The 22,816-nt window shown below is 70.8% G+C and carries 22 protein-coding genes, 1 pseudogene and 1 riboswitch; of the genes and pseudogenes, 12 read left to right on the top strand and 11 right to left on the bottom strand.

The features are described 5' to 3' along the window. Positions 1–6: 6 nt before the first annotated feature. Positions 7–867 (top strand): trehalose-phosphatase, encoded by an 861-nt coding sequence (gene otsB / locus ABZ532_RS16160; RefSeq protein ID WP_361283102.1) that lies wholly within the window; start codon positions 7–9, stop codon positions 865–867. On the opposite strand, the gene ABZ532_RS16155 is transcribed toward otsB, so the two are convergent. The 3 genes from ABZ532_RS16155 to ABZ532_RS16145 form a co-directional block, all read right to left on the bottom strand. Continuing rightward, positions 805–2,307 carry a trehalose-6-phosphate synthase gene (locus ABZ532_RS16155; protein ID WP_361283100.1) on the bottom strand — a complete coding sequence of 501 codons (1,503 nt, stop codon included), beginning with the start codon at positions 2,305–2,307 and terminating at the stop codon, positions 805–807. The two genes, otsB and ABZ532_RS16155, sit on opposite strands and share 63 nt — an antisense overlap. 81 nt (positions 2,308–2,388) lie before the next feature. After that, on the bottom strand, positions 2,389–2,631 hold the full coding sequence (locus ABZ532_RS16150) for a hypothetical protein (protein ID WP_361283098.1): 243 nt from the start codon (positions 2,629–2,631) through the stop codon (positions 2,389–2,391). Positions 2,632–2,776: 145 nt separating this feature from the next. After that, positions 2,777–3,730, bottom strand: a complete 954-nt coding sequence (locus ABZ532_RS16145; RefSeq protein ID WP_361283096.1) for a glucosyl-3-phosphoglycerate synthase — start codon at positions 3,728–3,730, stop codon at positions 2,777–2,779. A 164-nt stretch (positions 3,731–3,894) separates the two neighbouring features. Further along, positions 3,895–4,055: riboswitch (SAM riboswitch) on the top strand. Between ABZ532_RS16145 and thrC the strand changes: the two genes are divergently transcribed. From thrC to groL, 4 genes are all read left to right on the top strand, one after another. After that, on the top strand, positions 4,049–5,362 hold the full coding sequence (thrC, locus tag ABZ532_RS16140; RefSeq protein WP_361283094.1) for a threonine synthase: 1,314 nt from the start codon (positions 4,049–4,051) through the stop codon (positions 5,360–5,362). (Overlaps the previous riboswitch by 7 nt.) Continuing rightward, positions 5,359–5,634: a MoaD/ThiS family protein gene (locus ABZ532_RS16135; RefSeq protein WP_361283092.1), complete on the top strand. Its 276-nt coding sequence runs from the start codon at positions 5,359–5,361 to the stop codon at positions 5,632–5,634. Before thrC ends, ABZ532_RS16135 begins: the two co-directional genes overlap by 4 nt. A 517-nt stretch (positions 5,635–6,151) precedes the next feature. After that, positions 6,152–6,355, top strand: coding sequence for a cold-shock protein (locus ABZ532_RS16130; protein ID WP_009339379.1), 204 nt, complete (start codon positions 6,152–6,154; stop codon positions 6,353–6,355). 395 nt (positions 6,356–6,750) lie between these two features. Continuing rightward, entirely contained in the window at positions 6,751–8,373 is a 1,623-nt protein-coding gene (gene groL, locus ABZ532_RS16125; RefSeq protein WP_361283090.1) for a chaperonin GroEL, read from the top strand. A gap of 160 nt (positions 8,374–8,533) precedes the next feature. Here the strand turns inward: groL and ABZ532_RS16120 are convergent, their stop codons facing one another. Together ABZ532_RS16120 and ABZ532_RS16115 are read right to left on the bottom strand one after the other, a co-directional pair. Continuing rightward, positions 8,534–10,525: a PAS domain S-box protein gene (locus ABZ532_RS16120; RefSeq protein ID WP_361283088.1), complete on the bottom strand. Its 1,992-nt coding sequence runs from the start codon at positions 10,523–10,525 to the stop codon at positions 8,534–8,536. A gap of 231 nt (positions 10,526–10,756) precedes the next feature. Next, positions 10,757–11,155, bottom strand: a complete 399-nt coding sequence (locus tag ABZ532_RS16115; protein ID WP_361283086.1) for a hypothetical protein — start codon at positions 11,153–11,155, stop codon at positions 10,757–10,759. A gap of 129 nt (positions 11,156–11,284) precedes the next feature. Here ABZ532_RS16115 and ABZ532_RS16110 point away from each other — a divergent pair, with 129 nt between their 5' ends. Beyond that, on the top strand, positions 11,285–12,682 hold the full coding sequence (locus tag ABZ532_RS16110) for a hypothetical protein (protein WP_361283084.1): 1,398 nt from the start codon (positions 11,285–11,287) through the stop codon (positions 12,680–12,682). Here the strand turns inward: ABZ532_RS16110 and ABZ532_RS16105 are convergent. Both ABZ532_RS16105 and ABZ532_RS16100 read right to left on the bottom strand, forming a co-directional pair. Then, positions 12,674–13,636, bottom strand: a complete 963-nt coding sequence (locus ABZ532_RS16105; protein WP_361283082.1) for a hypothetical protein — start codon at positions 13,634–13,636, stop codon at positions 12,674–12,676. The genes ABZ532_RS16110 and ABZ532_RS16105 overlap by 9 nt on opposite strands. 229 nt (positions 13,637–13,865) lie before the next feature. Then, positions 13,866–14,042 (bottom strand): hypothetical protein, encoded by a 177-nt coding sequence (locus tag ABZ532_RS16100; protein ID WP_361283326.1) that lies wholly within the window; start codon positions 14,040–14,042, stop codon positions 13,866–13,868. Between ABZ532_RS16100 and ABZ532_RS16095 the strand changes: the two are divergent. Continuing rightward, positions 13,965–14,141 (top strand): annotated as a pseudogene (locus tag ABZ532_RS16095) (amidohydrolase); the annotation flags it as partial. The gene ABZ532_RS16100 and the pseudogene ABZ532_RS16095 overlap by 78 nt on opposite strands. Before the next feature lie 146 nt (positions 14,142–14,287). Here the strand turns inward: ABZ532_RS16095 and ABZ532_RS16090 are convergent. Together ABZ532_RS16090 and ABZ532_RS16085 are read right to left on the bottom strand one after the other, a co-directional pair. Further along, complete coding sequence (locus ABZ532_RS16090) at positions 14,288–16,078, bottom strand: DUF11 domain-containing protein (RefSeq protein ID WP_361283080.1); 1,791 nt, start codon at positions 16,076–16,078, stop codon at positions 14,288–14,290. A gap of 664 nt (positions 16,079–16,742) precedes the next feature. Continuing rightward, complete coding sequence (locus ABZ532_RS16085; protein ID WP_361283078.1) at positions 16,743–17,459, bottom strand: TetR/AcrR family transcriptional regulator C-terminal domain-containing protein; 717 nt, start codon at positions 17,457–17,459, stop codon at positions 16,743–16,745. A gap of 101 nt (positions 17,460–17,560) precedes the next feature. On the opposite strand from ABZ532_RS16085, the gene ABZ532_RS16080 reads away from it, so the two are divergent. Further along, positions 17,561–18,766 (top strand): FAD-dependent monooxygenase, encoded by a 1,206-nt coding sequence (locus ABZ532_RS16080; RefSeq protein WP_361283076.1) that lies wholly within the window; start codon positions 17,561–17,563, stop codon positions 18,764–18,766. Positions 18,767–18,794: 28 nt separating this feature from the next. On the opposite strand, the gene ABZ532_RS16075 is transcribed toward ABZ532_RS16080, so the two are convergent. After that, positions 18,795–19,061, bottom strand: a complete 267-nt coding sequence (locus tag ABZ532_RS16075) for a DUF397 domain-containing protein (RefSeq protein WP_361283074.1) — start codon at positions 19,059–19,061, stop codon at positions 18,795–18,797. Continuing rightward, complete coding sequence (locus tag ABZ532_RS16070; protein ID WP_361283072.1) at positions 19,042–19,884, bottom strand: helix-turn-helix transcriptional regulator; 843 nt, start codon at positions 19,882–19,884, stop codon at positions 19,042–19,044. Before ABZ532_RS16070 ends, ABZ532_RS16075 begins: the two co-directional genes overlap by 20 nt. Positions 19,885–19,995: 111 nt before the next feature. On the opposite strand from ABZ532_RS16070, the gene ABZ532_RS16065 reads away from it, so the two are divergent. From ABZ532_RS16065 to ABZ532_RS16050, 4 genes are all read left to right on the top strand, one after another. Then, the gene (locus ABZ532_RS16065) at positions 19,996–20,211 is read left to right on the top strand and encodes a hypothetical protein (protein WP_361283071.1); all 216 of its coding nucleotides are present in this window, start codon (positions 19,996–19,998) and stop codon (positions 20,209–20,211) included. Beyond that, a complete protein-coding gene (locus tag ABZ532_RS16060; protein WP_361283069.1) occupies positions 20,211–20,441 on the top strand; it encodes a hypothetical protein in 231 nt (76 codons plus the stop codon). Before ABZ532_RS16065 ends, ABZ532_RS16060 begins: the two co-directional genes overlap by 1 nt. A gap of 184 nt (positions 20,442–20,625) precedes the next feature. After that, a complete protein-coding gene (locus tag ABZ532_RS16055) occupies positions 20,626–21,423 on the top strand; it encodes a putative protein N(5)-glutamine methyltransferase (RefSeq protein ID WP_361283067.1) in 798 nt (265 codons plus the stop codon). 67 nt (positions 21,424–21,490) lie between these two features. After that, entirely contained in the window at positions 21,491–22,783 is a 1,293-nt protein-coding gene (locus ABZ532_RS16050; protein ID WP_361283065.1) for an MFS transporter, read from the top strand. Positions 22,784–22,816: the final 33 nt, after the last annotated feature.

Below are 22,816 nucleotides of genomic sequence, written 5' to 3'. Positions count from 1 at the left end.
GGAGGCATGGGCAGCCACCCGTATGAAGCCGATGCCGCACTGCCGGAGCCCCGTACCCCCGCAGGGCGTGACGCCCTCGCCTTGATTCTCGACCGGCCGCAGGACACCGTGGTCGCGCTGGACTTCGACGGCACCCTCGCCGAGATCGTGCCCGACCCCGAGCAGGCCCGCGCCCACCCCGGCGCCGTCCCCGCGCTCTCCGCGCTCTCGCCGCGTGTCGCGTCCGTGGCCGTGCTGACGGGGCGCCCGGCCGGAGTCGCCGTACGGTACGGGGGCTTCGCCGGGGTCCCCGGGCTCGAGCACCTCGTCGTCCTCGGGCACTACGGCGCCGAGCGCTGGGATGCCGTCAGCGGGGAGGTGCACGCCCCCGCCCCTGACCCGGGCGTCGACGCCGTGCGCGCCGAGCTGCCAGGGGTGCTCGCCGCCGTCGGTGCCCGGGAGGGCACCTGGATCGAGGACAAGGGGCGCGCGGTCGCCGTGCACACCCGCCGCGCCGATGATCCCGAGGGCGCGTTCGAGGCGCTGCGGGCTCCGATCGCCGAGCTGGCCGCCCGGCACGGGCTGATCGTCGAGCCGGGCCGGCTGGTCCTCGAAGTGCGCCCGCCCGGGGTGGACAAGGGTGTCGCGCTCACCGAGTACGTGCAGGAGAAGCGGGCCGGAGCCGTGCTGTACGCGGGCGACGACCTGGGCGATCTCGCCGCCTATGCCGCCGTCGAGAAGCTTCGCTCCGACGGGGTCCCCGGGCTCCTGCTGGCCAGCGGGACCGAGGTCCCCGCGCTCGCCGAGCGTGCCGATCTGGTCCTGTCAGGCCCGGCCGCGCTCGTCGGCTTCCTCGCCGCCCTCGCCGAGCGCGTCCAGCTCCGCTAGCTGGTCGAGGAACCACCGCTGCGGGGGCAGCGCCGTCGCAGCGGCGGCCAGCCGCTTGCCGCGCTCCGCCCGCTCGTCATCCGGCATCGTCAGCGCGCTGTGCAGCGCGTCGGCCGTGCCGGTGACGTCGAACGGATTGACCACCAGCGCGTCGTCCCGCAGCTCCGCCCACGCCCCCGCCTCGCGCGACAGCACCAGCGCGCAGCCCGCGTCCGAGACGACCGGGACCTCCTTGGCCACGAGGTTCATCCCGTCCCGGATCGGGTTGACGAGTGCCACGTCCGCCATCCGGTACGCGGCCAGCGAGCGTGCGAAGTCGTCCTTGACGTGCAGGATCACCGGGGTCCAGCCGGGGGTGCCGTACTGCGCGTTGATCTCCTCGGCGACCCGGGAGACCTCCGCCGTGTAGTCGCGGTAGACGGGCAGGTCCTGGCGGGACGGATAGGCGAAGGCGATGTGCACCACGCGCTCGCGCCACTCGGGGTGTTCGTCCAGCAGGGTCCGGTAGGCCAGCAGTCCGCGCACGATGTTCTTCGACAGCTCGGTGCGGTCGACCCGGACGATCGTCCTGCGGCTGCCGTCCCCGCCGATCTGCTCGCGCAGCGCCGCCATCCGCTCGTCCACGTCCGTCTGCCGGGACCGCTCCCGCAGGAAGTCCGCGTCCGCGCCGAGTCCGTGCACCCCGAGCATGGTCCGCCGGCGGCGGTGGTCGGGCAGCCGGTAGTCGAGGTGCGGCTGGTCGTCCTTGGGCCAGTACGCGGCCACGTCGTAGTCCGTGAGCACCGCCTCGCAGCAGCTCTCGAAGGCGGCGAGCCAGCGCTGGGTCAGGAAGCCCAGGTGGTTCGCTCCGAGCATGCCCAGCAGCAGCTGCTCCGCGATGTCGTCCGGCAGCATCCGGAAGTACTCGGGCGGCGCCCAGGGCGTGTGCGAGAAGTGGCTGATACGCAGGTCGGGGCGCAGCTCCCGGAGCATCCCGGGCACCAGCGCCAGGTGGTAGTCCTGCACGAGCACCGCCGCGCCCGGTCCGGCCGCCTCGGCCAGGGCCTGCGCGAACGCGAGGTTGTAGCCCTCGTAGGCGATCCACTGGCGCCGGAACTCCCGGTCGAACACCGGCTCGAGCGGCGTCTGGTACAGCATGTGGTGGACGAACCACAGCACCGAGTTCGCGATGCCGTTGTACGCGTCCGCGTGCACGGCCGGGTCGATGTCGAGCATCAGCACGCCGGGCTCCGCGACTCCGCGGCGCACCGCCTCGCGGTCGCCGTCGCCGAGCGCGGAGCACACCCACAGGGCGCCCGCGTCAGGGCCGATGGCCGACAGTCCGGAGACCAGACCGCCGCCGCCGCGCCGGGCGTCCAGCGTGCCGTCCTCACGGAAGGCGTATGTGACCGGACCGCGGTTGGAGGCGACGAGTACCTGCGCCGCGCGCTCGGAGACCATGTCGGCAACCTAGCCCGTGAGGTATCCGCTCAAACGTACAGAGGCCCGGACGGGCGGCCCGGCCAGGTGTGCTGTCCGGTTTCAGGGGTCCCGGCGGCGGTTGCCGCGGGTCGCGACCATCGCGATCACCCCGGCCGCCGTGAGCGTCACGGCGACACCGCCGAGCAGCCACAGCCGCTCGGTCCGGGCCCGGGGCGCGGCGAGTCCGCCCGTGTCGGCGGCTGCCGGGCCCGGGGTCAGCAGCACAGCCGAGGCGCAGACGAGGACGGAGAGGAGGAAGAGGAGGAAGAGGGGTGGGCGGGGAGATCTCGGTGAATGGGTCATATCTGGGCAAGGTAGACAATCTCACTGCTCCTGCTGCGCACGCCGCGCCCGGCGCCCGCGAGGGTCACGCCCGCCGCACCCTGGCTCGGCGCCTCCGCGGTCACGCCGGCCACCCCGCGGCCCGCCGCCGAGCCGCCTCCGTGCGTCACGCCGCCCGGTGCGCCGCGTACTCCGCGATCTCCGCCATCGGCGGCCGTTCCTCCGTGTCCACCTCATGCGTCCGCGGTACGAAACCGTCCTCGCCGCGCTCGAACTGCGTCAGCGCCGGGCGCACCAAATGCCCACGCGAAAGCCGCAGCTGAGCCGTCCGGTAGATCGCCGCCGCCATCCTGCCCAGCGCCTGCCCGTCCTGGTGCCGGTGCAGCCGCACGCCCACGTCGACCTGGGCCAGCGCGTCGAGCCCGACCGTGTGCAGCGCGTCCACCAGCAGCCCGAGTTCCACCCCGTAGCCGACCGGGAAAGGCAGCCGCTCCAGCAGTGAGCGCCGGGCCGCGTACTCCCCGCCCAGCGGCTGGACGAAACCGGCGAGCTGCGGCCAGTGCAGGTTGAGCAGCGGCCTGGCCACCAGCTCGGTCACCCGACCGCCCTGGCCGGGCGTGTCCCCGAGCGGGCGGTCGTACATCGCCTTCACGAAGTGCACATCCGGCTCGGTCAGCAGGGGTCCGACGATCCCGGTGACGAAGTCCGCCGAGAACTCCCTGAGGTCCGCGTCCACGAAACAGACGATCTCCCCGCTGGTGACCAGCAGCGAGCGCCACAGCACCTCACCCTTGCCGGGCAGCGCCGGAAGCCGCGGGAGTATCGCGTCGCGGTGCTCGACCCGCGCACCCGCCTTCGCCGCCACCTCGGCCGTACGGTCCGTCGAGCCGGAGTCCACCACCACCAGCTCGTCCACCAGCGGCACCTCGTCCGTCATCAGCTCGCGCCGGATGACGCCGACGATCTCGCCGACCGTCGCCTCCTCGTTCAGGGCTGGGAGCACCACGCTGACCGTGCCGCCGTGCCGGGCCGCGCGCTTCGCGGCGACGAGCCGGTCGAGCGGGCGGTCGGCCACGGACCAGGACCGCCGTGCAAGCCAGCGCTCCACCTCTTCCAGCACGTGATCTCCATCTCTCTGTCTCGCGGATCGGACGACCCGTCTCAGCGGCCCGGGGGGTCGGTTACAGTCTTGAACAACGCGGACGACCATCGCATGCCGATCGCACCGACAGCACGGCGCGCATCGCGCACCAGCGCACGTCGCACCCGCCGACAATCACATACCGCTCATCCAGAGGGGCAGAGGGATACGGCCCGTTGAAGCCCCGGCAACCCTCCAGCCGGTCTCGTTGCTCGGTGTCGTCACCGCGGCGCAATCGAGGCTCCCGGCTAGGGAAGGTGCCAAATCCGTCTCATGGCGAGATGCGCCATGAGGAAGATGAGGAGAAAGGGCCTCCCCTCCATGGCTGTACAGACCGACGCCACCCCCGAAACCCCCGGCACCGTCGACCTCGGACCCGCCTCCGGCCTCTCCTGTCGCGAGTGCGGCGAGACCGTCCCGCTCGGCCCCGTCTTCGCCTGCCAGCTCTGTTTCGGCCCCCTCGAAGTGGCGTACGACCTGCCGACCGGCGACCCGGAGAGCCTGCGCAAGCGGATCGAGAACGGTCCGGCCAACATCTGGCGCTACGCCCCGCTGCTGCCCGTCCCCGCCGACGTGGCGGACAAGCCCAATCTGAACCCGGGCTGGACCAAGCTGGTCAAGGCCGACAACCTCGCCCGTGAGCTGGGCGTCACCGGCGCGCTGTATGTGAAGGACGACTCCGGAAACCCGACCCACTCCTTCAAGGACCGCGTGGTCGCGCAGGCCATCGAGGCCGCCCGCGCCTTCGGCTTCACCACCCTGTCCTGCTCCTCCACCGGCAATCTCGCGGGCGCGGTCGGCGCCGCGGCGGCCCGGGCCGGATTCCGGTCCTGCGTGTTCATCCCGCACGACCTGGAGCAGGGCAAGGTCGTCATGGCCGCGGTCTACGGCGGTGAGCTCATCGGCATCGAGGGCAACTACGACGCAGTCAACCGCTTCTGCTCCGAGCTCATCGGCGACCCGGCCGGCGAGGGCTGGGGCTTCGTCAACGTCAATCTGCGCCCGTACTACGCCGAGGGCTCCAAGACCCTGGCCTACGAGATCTGCGAGCAGCTCGGCTGGCGGCTGCCCGACCAGCTCGTCATCCCCATCGCCTCGGGCTCCCAGCTCACCAAGATCGACAAGGGGCTCCAGGAGCTGATCAAGCTGGGGCTCGTCGAGGACAAGCCGTACAAGATCTTCGGCGCCCAGGCCGAGGGCTGCTCCCCGGTGTCCGTGGCCTTCAAGGCGGGCCACGACGTCGTACGGCCGCAGAAGCCCGACACCATCGCGAAGTCGCTGGCGATCGGCAACCCGGCGGACGGACCCTACGTCCTGGACATCTGCCGCCGCACGGGCGGAGCGGTCGAGGACGTCACGGACGAGGAGATCGTGGCAGCGGTCAAGCTGCTGGCCCGTACGGAGGGCATCTTCACCGAGACCGCTGGTGGTACCACCCTCGGCGTGGCGAAGAAGCTGATCGAGGCCGGAGTCATCGACCCGTCGCTCACCACGGTGGTCGTCAACACGGGTGATGGCCTCAAGACCCTCGACGCGGTGGTCCCGACCACGGGTATGACCGCCGTCATCCGCCCGAACCTGGACTCCTTCCGAGAGGCTGGCCTCGCATGAGCGTCAACGTCCGCATCCCCACCATCCTGCGCACCTACACCGGGGGCCGCTCCGAGGTCGCGGCGGAGGGCACGACACTCGGCGAGGTCATCGCCGACCTGGAGAAGAACCACACCGGAATCGCCGCCCGGGTGCTGGACGACCAGGGCAAGCTGCGCCGCTTCGTGAACGTCTACGTCAACGACGACGACGTGCGCTTCGAGCAGGGCCTCGAGACGGCGACGCCGGACGGCGCCGGTGTGTCGATCATCCCCGCCGTCGCGGGTGGGTGAGCCGCGCTCGGACACCCCCTGAACGGCCCTTTCCGACCTGTGTACGGCACGTTCCTGACCCTGCGTACAGCACGTTCCGTCACCCGGTGCGCCCCCTCCGCAAGCTCTGCGGAGGGGGCGATTCCGTTGAACGCCGCACGGTAGAGTTGGGGTCATCTCCCCTCGCTGGGTTGTGCCGTGGGCATATGAGAATGCGACCGCGCGCGACAAGAAACAGCCAAAGTGTTCGAGCTACTTGCGCGTTTTGTGCGCTTTGCCCGGCCTGACTTGCCCGGGATTGCTCGGAGTTGGGCATGGTTGCCCGATCAGCCATGCTCAGATTTCTCGTCCGTTTGACCTGTTGCAGAGGGCAGTTGGACAGATACATTCAGCCGCGGTCGACGCGTTCCGGCGCACGTTCACAGGGGTTCCTCGCTGCTTCCTGCACGGGAGCTCACGGGAACTCTTCGTGGGCGAGTTCTGACCCGGGTCCGCGAAGTGCGGTCCTGTGCAAGGGCCAGTAATAGGGGAGTTAGGCATGGCTCAGGGCACCGTCAAGTGGTTCAACGCGGAGAAGGGGTACGGCTTCATCGCGGTCGACGGTGGTGCGGATGTTTTCGTCCACTACAGCGCGATCCAGATGGACGGGTACCGCACCCTGGAGGAGGGCCAGCGGGTCGAGTTCGAGATCTCGCAGGGTCAGAAGGGGCCGCAGGCGGACATGGTCCGGCTGGCCGGCTGAAGCGCCGGACTGGAGACCTGCGCATCACGTCACGGAGGGCCCGTACCAAGGGGGTGCGGGCCCTCCGTGCTGCCCGCGTCCAGCACGTCGGTGGCTCCGTCGAGGATTCTTCGGAGCCGTTCGCTCCCGCCCGTCGCCCGACCACCACCCCTGGTCGAGGCTTCTTCGAAGCCGCTTGCACTCGAGGGGTCCGAGTGCTAATCATTGGCGTTAGCACTCTACGAGTGAGAGTGACAACGAAGGACCGGGTCGGTGAGGCTCGCAGGCCGAGTGGGGCAAGGAACCACAAGGCGTGCAGGCCGTCCGTCGCGGGCACCAGCGCGGTCCGGAAGCATCCTCCCCCGTAGCCCTGCGCGGGCACGGGGAGACCCCCAAGTCCGGGAGGACCACTTCACATGGCCAAGATCATCGCGTTCGACGAGGAGGCACGGCGCGGTCTCGAGCGCGGGATGAACCAGCTCGCCGACGCCGTCAAGGTCACTCTTGGCCCCAAGGGCCGGAACGTCGTCCTCGAGAAGAAGTGGGGCGCCCCCACGATCACCAACGATGGTGTCTCCATCGCCAAGGAGATCGAGCTCGAGGACCCTTACGAGAAGATCGGCGCCGAGCTGGTCAAGGAAGTCGCCAAGAAGACGGACGACGTCGCCGGTGACGGTACGACCACCGCGACGGTTCTCGCCCAGGCGCTGGTCCGCGAGGGCCTGCGCAACGTGGCGGCCGGCGCCAACCCGATGGCTCTGAAGCGCGGTATCGAGAAGGCCGTCGAGGCCGTCTCCGGTGCGCTGCTCGACCAGGCCAAGGAGGTCGAGACCAAGGAGCAGATCGCCTCCACCGCCTCCATCTCCGCCGCCGACACCCAGATCGGCGAGCTCATCGCCGAGGCGATGGACAAGGTCGGCAAGGAAGGCGTCATCACCGTCGAGGAGTCCCAGACCTTCGGTCTGGAGCTGGAGCTCACCGAGGGTATGCGCTTCGACAAGGGCTACATCTCGGCGTACTTCGCCACCGACATGGAGCGTATGGAGGCCTCGCTGGAGGACCCGTACATCCTGATCGTCAACTCCAAGATCTCCTCGGTCAAGGACCTGCTCCCGCTGCTGGAGAAGGTCATGCAGTCGGGCAAGCCGCTGCTGATCATCGCCGAGGACGTCGAGGGCGAGGCCCTGTCGACCCTGGTCGTCAACAAGATCCGCGGCACCTTCCGGTCCGTCGCCGTCAAGGCCCCGGGCTTCGGTGACCGCCGCAAGGCCATGCTCGGCGACATCGCCATCCTCACCGGTGGCACGGTCATCTCCGAGGAGGTCGGCCTCAAGCTGGAGAACGCCGGTCTCGACCTGCTGGGCCGCGCCCGCAAGGTCGTCATCACCAAGGACGAGACGACCATCGTCGACGGTGCCGGTGACAGCGAGCAGGTCCAGGGCCGCGTCAACCAGATCCGCGCCGAGATCGAGAACTCCGACTCGGACTACGACCGCGAGAAGCTCCAGGAGCGCCTTGCGAAGTTGGCCGGCGGCGTGGCCGTCATCAAGGCCGGTGCCGCGACCGAGGTGGAGCTCAAGGAGCGCAAGCACCGCATCGAGGACGCCGTTCGCAACGCGAAGGCGGCCGTCGAGGAGGGCATCGTCGCCGGTGGCGGCGTGGCCCTGCTCCAGGCCTCCCAGGTCTTCGAGAAGCTGGAGCTCGAGGGCGACGAGGCCACCGGTGCCGCCGCCGTCAAGCTGGCGCTCGAGGCCCCGCTGAAGCAGATCGCCGTCAACGCCGGCCTCGAGGGCGGTGTCGTGGTGGAGAAGGTGCGCAACCTGACCCCGGGTCACGGCCTGAACGCCGCGACCGGCGAGTACGTCGACCTGGTCGCCGAGGGCATCATCGACCCGGCGAAGGTGACGCGCTCCGCGCTGCAGAACGCGGCCTCCATCGCCGCGCTGTTCCTCACCACCGAGGCCGTCATCGCCGACAAGCCGGAGAAGTCCGCTGCGGCTGCTCCGGGTGGCATGCCCGGCGGTGACATGGACTTCTGATCGACCTGAACGTTCCGGGCTCAGGGCTTCACGTCTCCGGGCTTCGGGCGAAGGTTGATCGACCGTCCTGAAACGAGGGCGGCACCCCCACTCCCAGGGGGGTGCCGCCCTCGTGTTTTTTGTGCCCCGCCTTTTCGTCGCCCGCTCGCGCTGAACGCGCTCACACGGCGAGCGGTGACACGCCCCTCAGCAGCAGCGTGAACCACGTCGTCTTGCCGTCGTCATTCGGCCGTACCCCCCAGCTCCCGGCCAGGGTTTCGACCAGGATCAGCCCGCGCCCCGACTCGTCGTCCGCTTCGGCGATCCGCGGCTGCGGCAGATGGTGGCTGCTGTCGCTCACCTCCACCGTCAGCTCCGTCGCGTTGCGGCGCATGCACAGCCGTACCGGGCCCTGACCGTGTCTGATGGCGTTGGTGACCACCTCGGACACCAGGAGCTGGGCGTTGTCGACCAGGTCGTCGCAGCCCCAGGAGCGCAGCGCGGTGGTGAGGAATGCGCGTGCCTTGGACACCGAGGCGGCGGTGGCAGGCAGCTTGGTCGAGGCGGTGGCCAGGGGAGCGGCGGGAAGCTGGGCGATGAGCAGGGTCACGTCGTCGTGGTGGTCTTCGGTGGCGGGCAGCACGGAGGAGAGCACGTCGTCCACCGCGGCCTCCAGGTCGGACGTGGACATGAAGGCCTTGTCCAGTGCGGCGACCAGTGCGTCGAGCTGGTCCTCGATATCGCCGTCGGGGGTCTCTATCAACCCGTCCGTGAACAGGACGAGACTGGAGCCCGGCGCGACTGCCAGGGTGGTCTGCTGGTGGAGGTGGTCACCCACGCCCAGCGGCACGCTCACCGGCGCGTCGAGCGCCCGCACCGGCAGGCTCGGTTCGGCGACCAGGGCGGGCAGATGGCCCGCCGAGCACACGGTCACCTCGCCCGCGTCCGGGGCCAGGACCAGATAGCAGCAGGTGACGAGCTGGTCGGGGCCGTCCAGCTCGGCGACGATGGCGTCCAGGGACTGCATGAGCTGGCGCGGCTGCATCCCGGTCTTCGCGAGGGCGTGCGCCGCGGAGCGCAACTGCCCCATGATCGCGGCGGCTTCGAGTCCGCGTCCCATGACATCGCCGATGAGGATGCCGACCCGCCCCGCCCCCAGCGGCACGAGGTCGAACCAGTCGCCCCCGACACCCGCGCCCTGCGTCGCGGGCAGGTAGCGGCTGGCCGTGGTGAGTCCGGGAACATCGGGCGGGGTGCCCATGAGACTGCGCTGGAGAGTGAGGGCGACATGCCGCTGCTGCTCGTAGAGGGCGGTGAGCTGGATCTCCGCCGTCTTGCGTTCGCTGACGTCGCGTACGGCGGCGGAGACGAGGAGTCCGTCGGTGGTTTCGAGTGGGCTGAGGCTGATTTCGACGGGGAACTCGGTGCCGTCCCTGCGTACGCCGTGGAGTTCGAGTCCGGCGCCCATGGGGCGTACCTGTCTGTTGTCGGTGTAGCTGTCGCGATGGGAGGCGTGGGTGTCGCGGAAGCGCTGGGGTACGAGGATCTCGACGGGTCGTCCGAGCAATTCGTCGCGCTGGTAGCCGAAGAGCGCCTCGGTCTGGGCGTTGACGAGCCGGATGGTCCCGGCGTCGTCCACGATCACCATCGCGTCAGGGGCGGACTCCAGTAACGAACGGAACCTTTCCTCCGCCGCCTTGCGTTCGCTGACGTCGCGTACGGCGGCGGAGACGAGGAGTCCGTCGGTGGTTTCGAGTGGGCTGAGGCTGATTTCGACGGGGAACTCGGTGCCGTCCCTGCGTACGCCGTGGAGTTCGAGTCCGGCGCCCATGGGGCGTACCTGTCTGTTGTCGGTGTAGCTGTCGCGATGGGAGGCGTGGGTGTCGCGGAAGCGCTGGGGTACGAGGATCTCGACGGGTCGTCCGAGCAATTCGTCGCGCTGGTAGCCGAAGAGCGCCTCGGTCTGGGCGTTGACGAGCCGGATGGTCCCGGCGTCGTCCACGATCACCATCGCGTCAGGCGCCGCTTCCAGCAGTCCCCGGAACCGCTCCTCCGCCGACCCGGGCGGGGTCTCGCTCAGCGGGGCCCGGGCGCCGCACCGGCATACCGAAGTCTCCAGGGCCGGGGCCCCTAGGTCGGACTCCAAAGAGACGGGAGCGGTGAAGCCTTCCATACTTGCCTCCAGGACGGATACTGCCGACTGCGATGCCCACAACTGCCGTATCCGGACCATCCCACCGCAAATTGTTCCGGCGTACCTCCGTGAGTCCGATTCTGATCGGCACTGATCCGGTTCAGGACGCAGCGTGCTTTGGCCTGAACTTCTGGTGCACACGGGTGGCTTCATCCGCCGGGCCCCGCCTGGCGGACGCGGGGCCTCCGCCTGACCCGCACCAGGCAGCCGTCAGCCCCCCGCCAGGTCGCCGCCGCGGTCCCGCCAGCTCATCGCCCCGCCCACGTACCGGACGAAGAAAGCGCGCAACCGCTCCCGTACCCACGGCACCGACACGACCGGGTCGATCCCGCCGACCATGGCCGCCCGGCCCTCCGCGGTCATCAGCCCCGCCGCCGCCAACTGCGGTACGAGGGCCGCGTAGTCGGTGAACACCCAGTGGCTGGCGTGGCCGAGCCGCCGACGGGCGACGCATCCCGGGGACCGGCTCAGCAGTGCCGACCAGGACCGCTCGAACCGCTCGTCCTGGAAGCCGTCGGTCCCGAGGAGCAGCAGCGGCCGGTCGATGCCCTGCCGCGCGACCGGGAACAACTCGCCCCCACCACCCGCGCCGGCCGCGCGGTCCTGCACCGCCGCACCGTGATGGGGACCCTGCTGGTGCGGGGCCGGGGCGCTTCGGAAGTGGCATCCGATGCCGGCCGACCCCTTCCCCCGGTCCGCTCGAAAGGGTTGGATTACCACAGGTAACAGCAATGAGGCGTGACGAGCAGGAGAGACACGGTGAAAGGTGCCGGCAGCGGCTACTACGGCTCACCCTGGCCGGCCGAGGACGGCGGCCCCACTCGAGGCCAGGCTCCCTCCGCGGCAGGGCCGCGGATCGCGCCGGGGGAGCAGCTGAGGGTACGGGCCTGCCGCGAGGCGCGCGGTGCGCAGATGCTCATCCAGCGCGCCCCCGGCCAGTTGTACCTGCTGCGGGGGTTGTTCGGAGCGCGGATCTCCAGCAGCCCGTCCAGGACGGTCGTCGAGCGCCTCGACCCGCGCACCCTGGAACCGCTCGCCTCCTCAGGGCACCTGCCGGCAGGCCCGTTCTGGATGGGCGGCATCGGTGCGGTCGCCGACGGCGCGGTCGTCGTGGTCGCAGGCCGCCACGCGCACCGCCTGGATCCCGAGACGCTCGACGTCCTCGCCCGGCGCGAACTGCCCGCGCCGCGGCCGCACAACTCCTTCGTGGCGATGCCCGACGGCACGCTGGTGCTCAAGGACTTCGACGTCACCGAGGGAGCCCCCGCGACCCTGCGGGCACTGGACCCGCTCACTCTGAAGGACCGGGACACGCTGCCGCTCGGCGAACCCGTGATAGCCAGGCTGGCGGCCCGGGGCGACGAGGTGTACGCCGTCGGTTCGCACCGCGTCCACCGGGTGCGCTGGGATTCCGCCGCAGGCAGGCTCGTCAGGGACGACGACTGGTCGGTGGCCTACCGCGACGCCCCCGGGCAGGGACACGGATGGGATCCCGTGCTCGCCGGTGAGCGCATCTGGTTCCTCGACCAGGGGCGGCACCGGTACCGCGGCACCATGCGCGGAGCCGCGCGCGACCGCGGCCCGGTGCGTCTGCACGCGGTCAGCCTCTCCGATCCGGGCGACCACCGCCGTGCCGAGATCTGCGGCCTGCCGTGGGGCGCCGCCACCAACCCCCCGCTGGTGGACCCCGAGCGCGGTGTGGCCGTCGGCTACGACTCCGCCAACGGCGTGCTGACGGCGTTTCACGCACGCCCCGGGGAGCCGTTGACGCACCTGTGGTCGCAGCGGATGAACACGGCCGGCCATCTGCTGCGCTGGGCCGACACCGGCGAACTCATGGCGTACGACCAGCGGCAGCGTCCTCCCAGGGGAACCCGCGCCGGGGCGCGCGTGCTCGCGGCGACGGGAGACGCCATCGCCTTCGCCCTGCGCGCGCCCGCGCTCTCCGGGGCACTGGGGCGGCTGACGGGCGAGGATGCCGTGCTCCTCGACCTGACCACCGGGGCGGAGCGCGGCCGGGCCCGGGTGCCGAGCCTGATGCAGTCCGTGTGCTTCCCCTCGCCCGGCTGGGACCGCGACTTCTACTACTGCTCCATGTCCACGGTGGCCCGGGTCGGTGTGAGCTCCTCAGGGTGAGCGGTCCGCATGTGCCCGTGGCCGGCCCGCCGCCGCGCGGACCTGGGACATGTGGGCCCGCACCTCGGCAGGGGACAGCGCCGCGGCGTATCCCCGGGATGGCGGGGCCGACGCGCCTCGGCAGGGGCCGCAGTCGCCGTCGCGCAGGGCTTCGGCGAGGGCGGGGGCGCCGCATCTGCCGCATTCGAGGAGACGCAGGGGCGGGCGAGCGGGCGCCGGTTCGGGTGGGAGTTTGCTGATGAGCCGGGAGCGCACGAGGCCTGCGGGGTGGTGGATGGGGGAGGGCAGGCCGTCGGTCAGGGCGCGCAGGACGTCCCGTTCGGTGGCGCCGCGCTCGAACCACTCGTCGACCAGGGGGCCCAGCCGGGCGCACTCGATGGCCGAGAGGGTCAGTGCCGGGGCTTCGCGGGCCAGTGCCACCAGCAGGATCACCGCGCGGGAGCGGGTCGGCCGTGCCCGGTGCTGTGCGAGCGCGTCCCCGGCCTCGCCCCCGGCCATGTCTCCTGTCACGTCCCGGGACGCGTCCTCCGTCACGTCCCCGGCCACGTGTCGGGACCCGTCCTCCGGGACGTCGCCTCGGCGGAACGCCGCCCACCATCCGTCGTCGCGGGGCACGCGCGACCACCACGTTCGGGTGATCCAGCGCCCTCCGGCCAGATGCTCGCGTCCGCGCCGAAGATGACCGGCGGCCTGGAGGCGGTTGAGGGCGGTGCGCATGGCGCACTGGCCGTACGGGAGCTCTGCGGCCAGGGTCTTCGCGGAGATGTCCGCCCCGTCGCCGAGCCGCTCGATGTACCAGGCGATGCCCTCTTCCCGCCGCGGAAGATGCACGAAGTCATGGGCCGTGGGAGCGGGTTGGCCGGAAACAGGCCGCTTGCCGTATCCCGGCCTGGCCATGGGGTGCCCGGACTCGTGCGCGGGCAGAGAAGGGGAACTAAACTGGCTGTCAGCCATCGGATCGCTCGATTCGATCTCGTTGGTCAAGCCCCCGCAGGTGTTGGCGCACCTGCCGGGGGCTGATTCGTTTGGCGGACAAGCTAGACCCTGATGACCGTGTGTGGCAAATGCATCGCGCAAAGTCAACTCGCGGGGTGGGTGGGCGGGTTAAAGCCCTGATCCCATTCCGTCAGAGCAGGGCTCGAAGCCCGGATCCCGAAGCCCGAAGCTCAAGTCCCGGGCCCGGTCAGGGAGCGGTGCGCCGGCCTCCGGTGGACACCGGGCCACGACGCCGGTCCTCGGGCGCAGCCTCGGCGACCCCCTCTTCCGGCCGCTCTTCGAGGAGTTGGCCCACCGGGGCTCGGTCCTCGGCCTCCACCCGGCGGGCCAGGACGCCGGGACCCCGCTGATCGCCGACAACCACATGCGGTGGATGGTCGGCGCGCCCATGGAGGACACCATCTGCGCGATGCACCTGATGCTGGAGGGAATCCCGCGCCGCTTCCCGAGGCTGCGGATCGTCCATGCGCACCTCGGGGGTGCGCCGCCGATGCTGCTGCCGCGCGCCGACGAGCTGCCGCGCTGCGGGCGGCGGCGGCCGGCGGTGACGCTTCCCGCGCCACCGCCGGCCCCTGGTTCGACCAGGTTGTTCCGGTGTTCCGGGCCGGTTCAGTCGGCTGCCGTCACACCCGGGTCGGGGTCGTCGCCGACGGGTGTCGTGGTGGACGTGGTGCACTGCGGGTCACCGGGGCAGTTGCTGTTCGGCGCCGTGACAGTGACGTTGTTGACGAGCTGGTCGTCGGGCTCGACGGTCACCGAGTAGGTGATGGTCGCGGTCTGACCCGGCTCGAGGTCGCCGGTCCAGATCATCTTCGGGACCTCGTAGGTCACGCCGCCCGTGGACGCCGCCGCGTCGTTGTTGTACGTGGCGTTGTCGACCACGTCGGACAGGTCGTCCTCGGCCCGGACCCCGGTGGCAGGGTTGGTGCTGGCGTTGGTGACCGTGAGGGTGTAGGTGACCGTACGGCCGATCGCGGTGTCCCGCACGACGGCCGTCTTGTCGACCTGGAGTGTGGACGGCTCGGGCGGCGCCGCCTCGGGCGTGTTGGTGAACGTGCAGAGCACGGCCACGCCGCGGGTGTCGGATGACGCCGGCACGGTGTACTGGAACGAGGTGCCGGAGCCCTCGGTCAGCAGCGTGTTGCTGTGCGCGGTGTCCACGCACTGGTAGGTGGTGGTGTAGTCCGCCGGGTCGGTGCCGCTCGCCGGCTCCTGGGTGAAGGTGTAGGTCGCGCCCACGACACCGGGCAGCGGGCCGGCCATCTCGGGCGGGGTGTTCTGGGGGCCGGTGTCCGAGCCTGCCGTGGTGCCTGAGTTGCCCGAGGTGATGCCGTTCCCAGTGATCGTCACCGTGAACTGGTCGTTCGGCTGCGCACGTTCGGGAATGTCCGCCTGGGAGGCGATGTTGGGCCCGTACGAGCAGTTGCCGGCGTCGACCGGGGTCGGTTCCTTGTCGGCCGGGGTGGTCATCTGCGTGCTGGAGACCAGGGCCCCGCTGTTCGGGTTGATCTTGAACAGCTCGCCGGCGGGGGTCACCCGGGCCCGGGTGGTGTACAGGTATCCGTCCGCGCCGAGGGTGACGCCGTATGCGGCGCCGTTCGGCAGGTCGGCGAGCAGGTCCGCCGTCAGGGCGATGTTGCCAGGGGTGGTGGGCAGATCCTCGTTGATGCGTACGAGCGCCGAGTTGATCCCGCCGGTGGCGAGCTTCTCGGGGGTGGAGATGACCACGTACAGATTGCCCGCGGAGTCGAAGACCATGTCGCCGGAACTGCCGTTGAACTGCGGGTCGGTCAGCGTGCCGACGGCGCCGACGCTGACGTTGTTCACGGTGTCGAAGGCGTAGATGACCTGGGTGGTCGGTCGGTTCTCGTCGTTCGGGTTCTCCATGGAGTGGGAGTAGTAGAACCAGCCGTTGGTCGGGTTCATCGCCCCACGCACGGTCTCCCGCGCACTTCCGTCGCCGATCTTGGCCGCACCGGCGAAGGTGGTCGTGGTGTTGGTGTTCAGGTCGAGCCGGAACACGGTCTGCGTCCCGGTCCCGGAGTCCTCTTCCTCGGACACCGCCCAGGCGACCTCGCCGCCCGGCATCATTCCGAGTCCGTTCACCGCGACCCCGGCGGGCACGGTGAAGTTGCCGATCTCGGTCCGCACCCCCGTGCCCAGATCCACCTGCTGCACCGACGTGCCCTCGGAACGGCCCTTGGGCCCGGCCAGGATGTAGGCGTTCTGTGCCAGGCAGTCGGCCGGTACGGCGCGGGTGCCGGCGTGGTGCCCGGCGGCGACGGTCGCCGACGCGGCCGGTACGCCACCGGCCACCTGGAGCAGAACCGCACACGCCGCTGCGGCGACCAGTCGCGACGCGTTTCGCCTGCGGGCCGTGGTGCGGGTTTGTAGTGTCATCAGGCTGGGGCTCCGTTCGTACCAGGATCGATCATCCGCTGATCACCGAAAACCCAAGCCGTGAGCGGGTTGTCCGGCCGGAAAGATCATGAGCGGACAAGTCAATCCAAAGCGTCAGAACACGCGGGCGATATAAATAGGGCATATGCCTCAGGCGGTGTACTGGTGTCGCATCCTCGCAGGTCAGGGTGATGGTGACGGCTCCCGCGTATCCCTCAACTGGACGCCGCCGCACGGACCACGACGGCGCGCCCCGTCACTCCGTATGACCGGTGTGATGCATGTGGTGGTCGTTTTGTATGGCCAAACGTGGCCAGATGTCTACGCGTTGGACGGTGTCCGCGCTTGCGTTCCCTCTTGCGGCTGAGAGGGCATGCGTCGTCGCACCGCCACGTCGCCAGGCGAGGGGGTGCCATCCTTACCCATGCCCTGCGCCGGATCAGTCAAGGTTTCACGGGGGAAGGGAACGCGCGAATGCAGCGCAAGACTGCCATCAGGACTGCCGCCGTCCGCAGGGCGTGGTCGCCGTGGTGGCGGTGCGGCAGAGTGCTTCCTGGCAGCCCAGGGCGGACTGATCCGTGTAGCGGCCCGTGCAGGATGCGTGGCGCCGCGGGAGGGATCTCGCCGGCCGGCGCCCCGGCGTGAGTTGCGTGCGGCGCCTGTGTCAGTCGCGATCGTGCTCGATGAGCGCCGCCAGCCCGTCCAGGATGCTCCGCAGTCCGAACTCCCATGCCTGGTCGCCCCCGCCCGACTCGCCCACGGAGGTGAAGGCGGCGCACAGGGCCGGGAAGCGTTCCGCGTGGGCTCCGAGCAACTCCGCGAGCAGTGAACCGAGCTGAGCCTCCGGACTTCCGACCGGGCCTGCCGCGCGCAGGTGCTGGGCCGTGGCGCGGACGTGTCCGGCGAGCAGGACCACTGCGTCCAGCCGTTCGGCACCGGTGAGGGCCGTGCCGTCCAGCGCGGAGACCGCGTACTCCATCCAGCCAAGCTCGGCCGGGCCCATGACCCGGGGTCGGACCGCGACCTCCGCCGCCCAGGGGTGGCGGCAGAACACCTCGAGCAAGCGGCGGGCCCAGTGGTCGAGCTCCTCCCGCCAGCCGCCGAGCGGCGCATCGGGCGAGGGGTGCGGGCCGACCGCTTCCTCGAGCATCAGGGCGACCAGCTCGGTCCTGCCCGGGACATAGCGGTACAGCGCCATCTTCGTGACACCGAGCTCGCCGGCGAGGCGCTGCATCGACACCGCCGGGAGATCCTCGGCATCGGCGATCCCGATCCCGGTGTGCGCGATGCGCCGGAGGTCGAGCTTCGGCTTGGGGCCGCGCGTGGGCTGGGGGTGCGGTCCCCACAACAGCCGTGCCGTGTGGGTGTGTTCGTCGGTCATGCCGCCTGCCGTGTTGTACCTGCGAGAAAACTGTGTCTATGGTACACAATAGTTAACCGTGTCCATGGGACACAGTTTCTGTCCGCGAGGGGGAACCGCACATGCATGACCAGCAGCGCAAGACCGTCCTGATCTCCGGGGCGAGCATCGCCGGACCCGCCCTGGCCCTCTGGCTGGGCCGCCTCGGCTTCACCCCGACCGTCGTCGAACTCGCCCCGGCCCTGCGAGAGGGCGGCCAGGCCGTCGACTTCCGGGGCGACACACACATGACGGTGTTGGACCGGATGGGCGTGCTGCCCGACCTGCGCCGCGTACGGACCGGTGGCAGCCCGATGACCTTCATCGACGAGCACGGCCGGCAGCGCCTGCACCTGCCCGCCGAGTTCGCCGGGGGCGACATCGAGGTCCTGCGCGGCGACCTCTCACGCGTGCTGTACGAGCACAGCGCCCCGTACACCGAGTACCTCTTCGGGGACTCCATCGCCTCCCTGACCGAGACCCCGACCGGCGTACGGGTCACCTTCCGGCACTCCACGCCACGCGAGTTCGACCTCGTGATCGGCGCGGACGGTATCCACTCCCACGTCCGCCGCCTCGCCTTCGGCCCCGAGGCGCGGTACGTCAGCCACCTCGGCTACTACGCGGCCACCTGGCGGCTCCCCAACTACCTGGGCCTGGAGGGCGGCACGGGGGTGACCGGCCTCAACACCCCGGGCAGGCTCGCGGCCGTCGGCGCCGACTACCGGGACCCCGAGCTGGCGGGCGCCTTCCTGCTGTTCGCCTCACCGAGGCTGGACTATGACCGCCAGGACCTCGAACAGCAGAAGTCCCTGGTCACGCGGGCCTTCTCGGACCTGGGCTGGGAGGTGCCGCGCCTGCTGGACTCGCTGCGGGCGGCGCCCGAGCTGTACTTCGACTCCATCAGCCGCTCGGACGTGCCCACCTGGTCCACCGGCCGGATCGCCCTCATCGGCGACGCGGCCTGCGGCGCCACCATCGGCGGCATGGGCACGGGAACGGCGATCGTCGCCGCGTACGTCCTGGCCGGAGAGCTGGCCCGGGCGAACGGCGACCACCGGGCCGCCTTCACCCGCTACGAGGCCGTGTTGCGCGACTACGCCCAGCGCTGCCAGAAGGGCGGCGACCGCACGGGCCCGTTCCTCGCCCCGAGGACCACGAGGGGTCTGCGGCTGCGCAACGGCCTGCTGTCGAGGCCGCTGCTGCTGAACTGGATGCTCAAGGAAGGCCAGAAGGTCAGCAGCATCCCCGGCCTGCCCGATTACGCGACGAGCCCCCGGCCGGCGTGAGCCGGGGGCATGAGGGGGGTGACGGTGCTCAGGCGCGCTTGACGTCGGCGATGAACGCGGACCAGGCGGCGGCCGGGAACACGAGCTTGGGACCTTCGGGGTTCTTGGAGTCACGGACGGGGACGATGCCGGGGTGGTCGTCGGCGACTTCGAGGCAGTCCCCGCCGCTGCCGCCGCTGTAGGAGGACTTGCGCCAGGTGGCGACCTCGACGCAGTTCCCGCCGCTGCCGCCGCTGTAGCTGGACTTGTGCCAGATGGCGCTGCTCAGGTCGTACTCAGGGCTGGTGCTCTTCATGCGCGTAATCCTCCGCCACCGACTCGATCAGGGCCAGGGAATCCTCGGGCGACCATGCGCTCGCCGCGATCAGATCGTAGGTCAGCTGGCAACGGGCGACGGTGACAGGATCGTCCTCCAGGTGACCTGAGCCCAGGGCTTGGCGGTAGGCGACCGGGGGCGCGTCGCTGAAGGTCATCAGTTTGAGCGAGCCTTCGAGTGACGCATGGGCCCCTGTAGTGAAGGGCATCACCTGGACGATCACCCGATTGCGGCGTGCCAGCGCGACGACATGCCCGAGCGCCTCCGCCATCACCGCCCCGCCGCCGACATTCCGCCGCAGTGCGGCCTCGTCCAGAACCGCCCACAACAGCGGCATTGTTGGATGGGCGAGGATCACCGCCCGCTCCAGCCGTGCCTCGACCAGTTTGTCGATGTACTCCTCGGGCGCGGTCGGCTGATACGCCCGGCACACCGCCCGTGCGTACGCAGCCGTCTGGAGCAGCCCCGGGATCAGCGCCGGGTCGTACTCCTTGATGGCCGTCGCGGCCGCCTCCATCTCCACGGCTTCGGCGAAGTGGTCGGGATACTTCGACTTGCCGGGGGCCTTGCAGTTCCGCTCGAAGAACCCGCCCGTGCGGAGTGTCTCGTCGAGTCTGCACGCGAGCGCGGTCTGTATCCGCCGTGAGCCGTCCTCAAGCTGCCCGATGAACGTGCCGCTCACATGAAGCATTTCCCCCAGCTCGCGCTGACTGAGCCCCGCCCGCTCGCGGGCGTGCCTCAACTCCGAGCCGATCAGGGCCCGGGGAGAGGCGAACGGATCGAGGCACTTCGGTCCAGGCATGTCAACTCCCTGTCACGCAAGTGGGGTTGTTGGGCCGCCAATACTGGCCAGGCTAGCCCTCGGCCCGCCACGCTGTGTAAAGAACGCGAACACTCAGAGTGGAGGTATCCGATGGCCGTCCCACCGGAAGACAGAATCCGTGCCGCGGAAGTGGTCATCGCCCAGCTCAGGGCGGAGCTCGACTCGAAGGGAGTGAGCCTGCCTTCCATCCGCGTGGACCTGCTGTCGATCACCAGCGAGACGGCCGACTACCCGCTGGTCGACCTCGGGCGCTGCAACCTGGACACGGCGCTGCGGCTTGCCGCGGTCCTGCACGAGGGCCGCTGATGAGCGCTCTCCCTTCGTCGCCCCGCCCCCGCCGCGGCGACTTCGCCGTCGACTCCCGTGACGGCCGCATCGGCCGTGTCATGGACGCCGACGGCCCCTACGTCCAGCTCCGCCCCCCGGGCGGCGGCCGGGAGTGGGACTGCCCGCCGGAGTCGCTGCGGTCCGCGACGCCGGGGGAGATGCTGCGGGCGCGGGTCAGGGAGGTCAACAGGGAGGGGCGCCTGCCGTGAATCGACGGCACGGTTCCGTGACTGCCGGGTGTGCTCGGGTAGAGTGACTGCCCGTCGTGTCGTGACCGGAAAGAGGAGGTGGGACCCATTACCGCTGTAGCAGGCTGGGTGCTCGCCTCCGTGCCGCCGTCCTCGTAGACGGCTGAGGGAGCCCCGCTCGGCTTTCCGAAAGGCTCCCGCTTCCGTGTCACTCGCTTCTTCTTCTGATTCGTTCGCCGTCTCCGCCCGGCTCCGCGCCGCAGGCTGTGTCTTCGCCGAGGACGAGGCGGCACTGCTCCTCTCCACCGCCCGGACCCCCGCCGAACTCTCCGCCATGGTCGAGCGGCGCGCCGACGGGCACCCGCTGGAACATGTCCTCGGCTGGGCCGAGTTCCGCGGACTCCGGATCGCTGTGGATCCCGGGGTGTTCGTGCCACGGCGCCGTACCGAGTTCCTCGTACGGCAGGCGCTCGACGCCCGGCCGGACGCGGGCCTCGTCGTCGATCTGTGCTGCGGCACGGGGGCGGTGGGGGCCGCACTGGCAGCCGTGCTGAACGGCGGGGCGGATGGCGGGGTGGAGTTGTACGCGGCCGATGTGGACCCGGCTGCGGTGCGGTGTGCGCGGCGCAACGTGGGGGCGTACGGGGGGCGGGTGTACGAGGGGGATCTCTTCGGGCCGTTGCCCGGTGAGCTGCGGGGACGGATCGACATCCTGGCCGCCAATGTGCCCTACGTACCCACCGAGGAGGTCGGGCTGCTGCCCGCCGAGGCGCGGGTGCACGAACCGTTGGTCGCTCTGGACGGCGGTGCGGACGGGCTCGACGTGCTGCGGCGGGTGACGTCGGAGGCCGGACGCTGGCTGGCGCCGGGTGGGTGTCTGCTGTTCGAGACGAGCGAACGGCAGGCGGCGGCAGCGGTCGAGGCCGTGGGGCGCGGCGGGCTGGAGCCGTGGGTCGCCATGTCGGATGAGTGGCACGCGACCGTCGTCGTCGGCCGCCGGTGAGTGGCCCAGTCGGAAGGCGGCCGAATGGACCTGGGGAAAGGGGCATTGGGAGCCTAGCGTTGCTGCCGTGACGACGATCCGCATCCTCCCGCCCGCAGGCCCTGCCGCCCGTCGGCTCGCTCTCGCACAGCTCGTCAGCTCCCTTGGCGACGGGGCCTTCTACACCACGTCCGCCCTCTACTTCTCCCATGTCGTCGGGCTGTCCCCGGTGCGGATCGGCCTCGGGCTGACCCTCGCCTGGGCGTTCGGCTCGGCGGTCGGGGTACCGCTCGGGCGGCTCGCCGACCGGCGGGGTCCGCGGGGGACGGCGGTGCTGCTGGCGCTCGCGGCCGGTGCGGCGATCGGGGCGTTCCTCGTGGTGCGGTCCTTCGGGCCGTTCCTCGTCGCCGCGTGCTTTTACGCGGCCGCCGTGTCGGGGCTCGCGGCGGCCCGGCAGGCGCTGCTCGCCGGGCTCGTGACGAAGCAGGAGCGCACGGCCGTGCTCGCCCATCTCCAGTCCACGCTGAACGCGGGGCTCGCCCTGGGGGCCGGGGCGGGCGGGCTGGCGCTGTACGCGGGCAGCCGTGGGGCATATCTCGCGGTGTTCGCGATGGACGCGGTGAGCTTCGCGGTGTGCGCGGTGGTGCTGGCGCGGCTGCCCGTCGTGCGGGGCGCCGGGACGGTTGCCGGGCCGGCCGCCGGGCGGGGCGTGCTGCGTGACCGGCCGTACGTACTGATCACGCTGGTAAACGCCGTGCTGCTGCTGCGGATGCCGCTGCTCAGCCTCGGCATCCCGCTCTGGATCAGCGAGCGGACCGAGGCACCGGAGTGGGTGGCATCGGCGCTGTTCGTGGTCAACACCCTGGGCGTGGCGGCGTTCCAGGTCAGGGCCGCGCGGGGGGTGCACTCGCTGGGCACGGCCACGGGCGCGGTGCGGCGGTCCGGGCTCATCCTCTTCGCCTCGTGCGCCGTCATGGCGCTGTCGGGTGCCGCGATGCCGGTGTGGGTGGTCGTCGCCGCGCTCGTCGCCGGCGCGGTGCTGCATCTCGCCGGGGAGATGCTGCACTCGGCCGGTTCCTGGCAGATCAGCTTCGACCTCGCCCCGGCCGGGCGCACCGGGGAGTACCAGGGCTTCTTCGGCACCGGCCTGACCGTGGCCCGTACCGCCGGGCCCCTGGTGCTGACGGCGCTACTGGTCGGCTGGGGTGTGCCCGGCTGGCTCCTGCTGGGCGGGCTGTTCGTCGCCGCGTCGCTGGGTCTCGGGCTCGTGGTGCGCCGGGCGGAGCCTGCCGCTGCGCTGGTGGAAGAACCACGCCTGGCCGATGACCAGCAAGGCGTTGGCGCAGGCCAGGGCGGTCCACAGGGCGCCCAGTCCGCCTGAGGCGGCGAGGGGGATCGCCGCCAGTGCGAGCGT

The organism is Streptomyces sp. NPDC019396, assembly GCF_040632375.1.
GTDB lineage: Bacteria > Actinomycetota > Actinomycetes > Streptomycetales > Streptomycetaceae > Streptomyces.
Note: the sequence above shows the minus strand (reverse complement) of the source record. Positions and strands in the feature narration are given on the sequence as shown.